4 protein-coding genes and 2 pseudogenes are annotated in these 5,753 nt (G+C 67.8%); 3 read left to right on the forward strand and 3 right to left on the reverse strand.

Going from position 1 to position 5,753, the window contains the following annotated elements; translation table 11 throughout:
• Positions 1–174: 174 nt before the first annotated feature.
• The 3 genes and pseudogenes from AC2W7C_RS12730 to AC2W7C_RS12740 form a co-directional block, all read right to left on the reverse strand.
• Complete coding sequence (locus AC2W7C_RS12730) at positions 175–1,338, reverse strand: cystathionine gamma-synthase (protein ID WP_486001772.1); 1,164 nt, start codon at positions 1,336–1,338, stop codon at positions 175–177.
• A gap of 3 nt (positions 1,339–1,341) precedes the next feature.
• Positions 1,342–1,644 (reverse strand): CBS domain-containing protein, encoded by a 303-nt coding sequence (locus AC2W7C_RS12735; RefSeq protein ID WP_486001775.1) that lies wholly within the window; start codon positions 1,642–1,644, stop codon positions 1,342–1,344.
• Between the two features lie 231 nt (positions 1,645–1,875).
• Positions 1,876–2,744: pseudogene (locus tag AC2W7C_RS12740) on the reverse strand (PLP-dependent cysteine synthase family protein); the annotation flags it as partial.
• Between the two features lie 116 nt (positions 2,745–2,860).
• Here AC2W7C_RS12740 and AC2W7C_RS12745 point away from each other — a divergent pair.
• The 3 genes and pseudogenes from AC2W7C_RS12745 to rnr all read left to right on the forward strand — a co-directional run.
• Positions 2,861–3,118, forward strand: coding sequence for a type II toxin-antitoxin system Phd/YefM family antitoxin (locus AC2W7C_RS12745; protein WP_486001773.1), 258 nt, complete (start codon positions 2,861–2,863; stop codon positions 3,116–3,118).
• Entirely contained in the window at positions 3,115–3,570 is a 456-nt protein-coding gene (locus AC2W7C_RS12750; protein WP_486001774.1) for a type II toxin-antitoxin system VapC family toxin, read from the forward strand. Before AC2W7C_RS12745 ends, AC2W7C_RS12750 begins: the two co-directional genes overlap by 4 nt.
• Positions 3,567–5,753, forward strand: a pseudogene (gene rnr, locus AC2W7C_RS12755) (ribonuclease R); the annotation flags it as partial. The gene AC2W7C_RS12750 and the pseudogene rnr, both read left to right, overlap by 4 nt.

Consider the following 5,753-nt stretch of genomic DNA (forward strand, 5'->3'; position numbering starts at 1 on the left):
TGACGCGGCGGCACGGCGCAGGCCGAAGCGGCGGCCGGGGGCCCGCGATCACAGCCGCCAGGGATCGAAGCGGCGAGCAACAGTCGGGACACGCGAAACCTCCAGGGGCCGAGGCCGATGGTTCCGGACGATCGCACGTCCCCGGCGTCCCGTCGCCCTCCCGAACCTGACGGCTCAGCCCAGCGCCTGGTCCAGATCCGCGATCAGGTCGTCGAGATCCTCCACGCCCACCGACAGCCGGATCAGGTTGTCCGTCACTCCGCCGGCCTCGCGCACTTCCTTCGGCACCGAGGCGTGGGTCATGATCGCGGGGTGGTTGACCAGGCTCTCCACCCCGCCCAGCGATTCCGCCAGTGTGAAGACCTGGACCCGCTCCAGCACCTGTTTGGTGCGCGACAGGTCCCCGTCGATGATCGCGGTGACCATGCCGCCGTAGCGGCCGTTCATCTGCCGCGCCGCCAGCTCGTGCTGGGGGTGGGTGATCAGGCCGGGATAGATCACCCGGGCGATCCCCTTGCGGGCCTCCAGCCAGCGCGCCACCGCCAGGGCGTTCTCGTTGTGCGCCTTCATGCGCAGGCCCAGGGTCTTCAGGCCCCGGTTGGCCAGGAAGGCGTCGAAGGGCCCCATCACCCCGCCGACCGAATTCTGCAGGAACTTGATCTCCTTGGCGAGATCGGCGTCCCCCGTCACCAAGGCCCCGCCGATGATGTCGGAGTGGCCGTTCAGATATTTGGTCGCCGAGTGCATCACCACGTCGGCGCCCAACTTCAGCGGTTGCTGGCTCCACGGCGTGGCGAAGGTGTTGTCGACCACCAGCTTGAGCCCGTGCGCCCGGGCGATCCGGGACAGGCCGGCGATGTCCGCCAGCTTCATCAGCGGATTGGTCGGCGTCTCGGCCCAGATCATCCGGGTCTTGGGCGTGATCGCCGCCTGGACGGCGTCCAGATCGCTCATGTCGACGTAGCTGAAATCCAGCCCCATGGACCGCCGTCGCACCCGTTCGAACAGCCGCCACGAACCGCCGTACAGGTCGTCGCCGGTGACGATGTGCGAACCGGCGTCGAGCAGCTCCAGCGCCGTCGAGGTCGCCGCCATGCCCGAGGCGAAGCCGAACCCGTGGCTTCCGCCTTCCAGGTCCGCCAGGCAGGCCTCGAAGGCCTCGCGGGTCGGATTCTTGCCGCGCGCGTACTCATAGCCCTTGTTCACGCCCGGGCTTTCCTGGGCGTAGGTCGAGGTGGCGTAGATCGGCGTCATCACCGCGCCGGTGGTCGGGTCCGGCTTCTGCCCCGCATGGATCGCGCGGGTCGAGAACCCTTGGCTGTTCTTGAGATCGGCCATGGTTCAGCGATTCAGGCTCAAGTGGTTGATCAGGTCGGTGCGGGTGATCAGGCCGACGAAGGTCTCGCCGTCGAGCACGATCGCCACCCGGTCCCGGTCGAACAGCGGGATCAGCGCGTCCAGGGGCTCGCCCACCTGCACCGTGTCCAGGTCGCGCGTCATCGCCGACTTCACCGGCTTGGAGAACCGCTCCTTGCGGGTGATCTCGTCGGTGTTCATCACATGGACCAGGTCGCTCTCGTCCAGGATGCCGACCAGACGCCCGTCCTGGATGACCGGCAGCTGCGACACGTCGGCGCCCTTCATCCGCTTGAAGGCGGTGTCCAGGGTGTCGTCCGGCCCGGCGACCACCACGTCGCCCTTGGCGTATTTGCGGGTGATCAGGTCCGACAGGTCGCCGTGCAGCTCGCGCTCGCCCAGGCCCTGATCCGCCAGCCAAGCGTCGTTGTAGACCTTGGACAGGTATTTGGCGCCGGTGTCGCAGACGAAGGTCACCACCCGCTTCGGTTCCGTCTGCTCGCGGCACCAGCGCAGGGCCGCGGCGATCAGCGTGCCGGACGAAGAGCCCGCCAGCACGCCCTCCTTCAGCAGCAGTTCGCGCACCGTCCCGATCGCTTCCGCGTCCGAGATCGAATAGGCCTTGTCGATCAGGGTGATGTCGGCGGTGTCCGGCACGAAATTCTGACCGATCCCCTCCACGGTGTAACTGCCCTCGGGGCCGGGCACGCCCTCGTTGACGATCCCGGCCAGGGTCGAGCCGACCGGATCGGCCAGGATGACCTTGGCGTCCGAGCCGACGCTCTTCAGATAGCGGGCGATGCCGGTGATGGTCCCGCCCGAGCCGATGCCGGCGACGAAGGCGTCCACCTGGTGGTCCATCTGCTCCCAGATCTCCGGGCCCGTGGTCCGGAAGTGGGCGTCGGAGTTGGCGTCGTTGGCGAACTGATTGACGTAGAAGCCGCCCGGAATCTGCTGGGCCAGGCGCTCGGCCATGTCGGTGTAGTATTCCGGATGCCCATGCGGCACGTCCGATCGGGTCAGGCGAACATCGGCGCCCATGGCCCTTAGATGCTGGATTTTTCCTTGGACATCTTGTCCGGGATGACCAGAAGCACCTTATAGCCCTTGGCCTGCCCCACCAGGGTCAGCGCCAGGCCTGTATTGCCGGCCGTCGCCTCGACGATGGTTCCGCCGGGCTTCAGGAACCCCTCCCGCTCCGCCGCATCGATCATCGACAGCGCGATGCGGTCCTTGATCGACCCGCCCGGGTTCTGCGCCTCCAGCTTGAGGAACAGACGGCATTTCCCGGTGTCGATCTTGGTCACCTCCACCATCGGCGTCTTGCCGATCAGGTCCAGCAGCGAGCTGGCGGGGCCGGACAGGACCGGGGCGGGGGCGAGGGACATCAATTCACTCCGTGGGGCTTGGCGCCGGAAGCTAGGCGCGGGGAGACCATGGAACAACCCGGGCTGGCGGCGCGGAAGATTTATGGCTATATTTATGGCCAGAATGGAGATCGAGGATGGCCAGCTACGGGGTCGCCGAAGCCAAGAACAGGTTCACCTACCTGCTGGACCAGGTCGAAGGCGGCGAACATGTGATCATCACCCGTCATGGCAAGCCGGTCGCGGAAATCCGGCCCGTGGGGCCCTATCCGCCGGTCGATCTGGAAAGGCGCAGGGCGGCGATGGAGAAACTTCGCCGGATGCGTGAAAGCCTTCCGCCCGCCAGCCAAACCTCTGTCGAACTGCTTCGCGAGATGTATGCTGACAGGCCGTGATAGCAGCCTATTTCGACGCCAGCGTCCTCGTGGCCCTTCTGTTGCGGGAACGCTCCAGCGCGGAGATCGATCGCTGGATGTCGGATCTGGAAGCCCCCATCCTGGTCAGCGACTTTGCGGCCGCCGAGGTTTCATCCGCCATCTCCCTGGCCGTCCGTATGGGTCGTGAAACGCCCGAGGCCGGCGCCCGGCGCCTGGCCGAATTCGACGAATGGCGCGTTTCGGCGCCCGCCGTTCCCGTCGCGCTCGACGCCTCCGACATCGAGATCGCGGACGGATATGTCCGCCGCTTCGATCTGCGGCTGAGAGCTCCCGACGCCATTCATCTGGCCACCGCCCAGCGGGTGGAGGCCAAACTCATCACGCTGGATCGCCAGTTGTTGCGCGCAGCTTCCGCCCTGGGCGTCGAAGCCCTCGCGCCGGTCGATCCTCAGACAGAAAACGAACAATGACAAAACCTCCCCGCCGGCCCGCCGCCGGCCTCCCCGATCGAGAGACCCTGCTCGCCTTCCTGCGCGAGGCCGGGTCCGCCGAGAAAACCGACATCGCCCGCCACTTCGGCCTGAAGGGCGGCGACCGCCGGCTCTTGCGCGAAATGATCCGCGAGCTCGAGGCCGAGGGCGCGCTGGGCAAGCGCGGCAAGAAGGGCTTCTCCGAAGCCGGCGCCCTGCCTCCCGTCGGCGTCGCCGACGTGGTCGAGCGCGACGTGGACGGCGAGATGTACGTCCGCCTGGTCGAGGCCTCGCCCGACGCCCCGCGCGCCCTGCTGGTTCCCGACAACTCCGGCCGCACCGGCCCCGCGCCCGGCATGGGCGACCGCCTGCTGGTCAAGTTCGCCCGCGCCGGGGACGGCTGGGAAGCGCGCCTGGTCAAGAAGCTGGACAGCGAGCGCAGCCGCGTCCTGGGCGTTATCCGCCGCTCGAACCGCGAGGTCCGGGTCGAGCCCGTCGACCGGCGTTCGAAGGACGTGCTGCTGGTCCCTCACGCCCAATCCGAAGGCCTGAAGGACGGCGACCTGGTCCTGGCCGCCATCGAGAAGGGCGACCAGCGCTACGGGCCCAAGCGCGGCAAGATCCTGGAGACCATCGGCCGCGAGGACGACGCCCGCGCCGCCTCCCTGATCGCCATCCACAGCCACGGCGTCCCGACCGGCTTCTCCGAGGCCGTCGAACAGGAAGCCAAGCATCAGGAGTTGCCCTCGCTCAAGGGCCGCGAGGACCTGCGCGACCTGCCCCTGATCACCATCGACCCGGCCGACGCCCGCGACCACGACGACGCCGTCTACGCCCTGCGCGACGAGGATCCGAAGAACCCGGGCGGCTGGATCGTCTGGGTCGCCATCGCCGACGTCGCCGCCTACGTCCGTCCCGGACCAATCTGGACCGCGAGGCCCGCGACAAGGGCAACTCGACCTACTTCCCCGACCGCGTCGAACCCATGCTGCCCGAGCGCCTGTCCAACGGCCTGTGCAGCCTCAAGGAAGGCGAGAACCGCGCCTGCATGGCCGTGCGGATGGTCTTCGACAAGGAGGGCCGGAAGACCGGCCACAAGTTCATCCGCGGCCTGATGCGCTCGCACGCCAAGCTCAGCTACGAACAGGCCCAGGCGGCCATCGACGGAAACCCCGACGACACCACCGGTCCGATCATGGAGGCCATCCTCTATCCGCTGTGGAACGCCTACCGCGCCATGCTGAAGGGCCGGTTGAAGCGCAGCCCGCTGCAGATCGAGAGCGCCGAACGCCGCATCCGCATGAACCCGCAGGGGGAGATCACGTCGATCGAGCCCCGCGTCAGCCTCGAAGCCCACCGGCTGATCGAGGAGATGATGATCCAAGCCAATGTCTGCGCCGCCGAGACGCTGGAGCAGAAGAAGACGCCCCTGCTGTACCGCATCCACGACGCCCCCAGTCAGGAGAAGCTGTTCAACCTCGGCGACTTCCTGTCGACCATCGGCAAGCCCTGGAGCAAGGGCGAACCGGCCACGACCAAGCGCTTCAACAAGCTCTTGGACGAGACCCGCGAGGGCGAACACGCCGAGGTCGTCAACGAGGTGGTCCTGCGCACCCAGATGCAGGCGGTCTATTCGGCCGAGAACGTCGGCCACTTCGGCTTGAACCTGGACCGCTACGCCCACTTCACCTCGCCGATCCGCCGCTACTCCGACCTGATCGTCCACCGCGGCCTGATCCGCGCGCTCGGCCTCGGCAAGGACGGGCTGACGGATCGCGAGATCGCCGAGCTGCCCGCCATCGCCGAGCACGTGGTGATGACCGAGCGCCGCTCCATGGCCGCCGAACGCGACGCGATGGATCGCTACATCGCCGCCTTCCTGGAGGACCGGGTCGGCGCGACCTTCACCGGCCGCATCACCGGCGTCACCCGCTTCGGCCTGTTCATCCGCCTGGACGAGACCGGCGCCGACGGTCTGGTTCCGGTCTCTTCGCTGGGGAACGAGTATTTCACCCATGACGACCGCGGCCACGCCCTGGTCGGCGAGCGCACGGGCCAGCGCTGGACCTGGGCCGTCAGGTCGAAGTGCGCCTGCGCGAGGCCACCCCGGTCACCGGCGGCCTGCTGTTCGAGATGCTGAGCGACCCCGCCCCGCGCGACCCTCATCGACGGCAAGGCCTTCG

The sequence above is a fragment of the Brevundimonas sp. CURTG3B2_SDJG genome, assembly GCF_057364705.1.

What these genes read in the sequence shown, in the direction of transcription:
- AC2W7C_RS12730 (WP_486001772.1), bottom strand. Translation starts at nt 1,338, where the DNA reads ATGGCCGATCTCAAGAACAGCCAAGGGTTCTCGACCCGCGCGATCCAT.
- AC2W7C_RS12735 (WP_486001775.1), bottom strand. Translation starts at nt 1,644, where the DNA reads ATGAAGGGCGCCGACGTGTCGCAGCTGCCGGTCATCCAGGACGGGCGT.
- AC2W7C_RS12745 (WP_486001773.1), top strand. Translation starts at nt 2,861, where the DNA reads ATGGCCAGCTACGGGGTCGCCGAAGCCAAGAACAGGTTCACCTACCTG.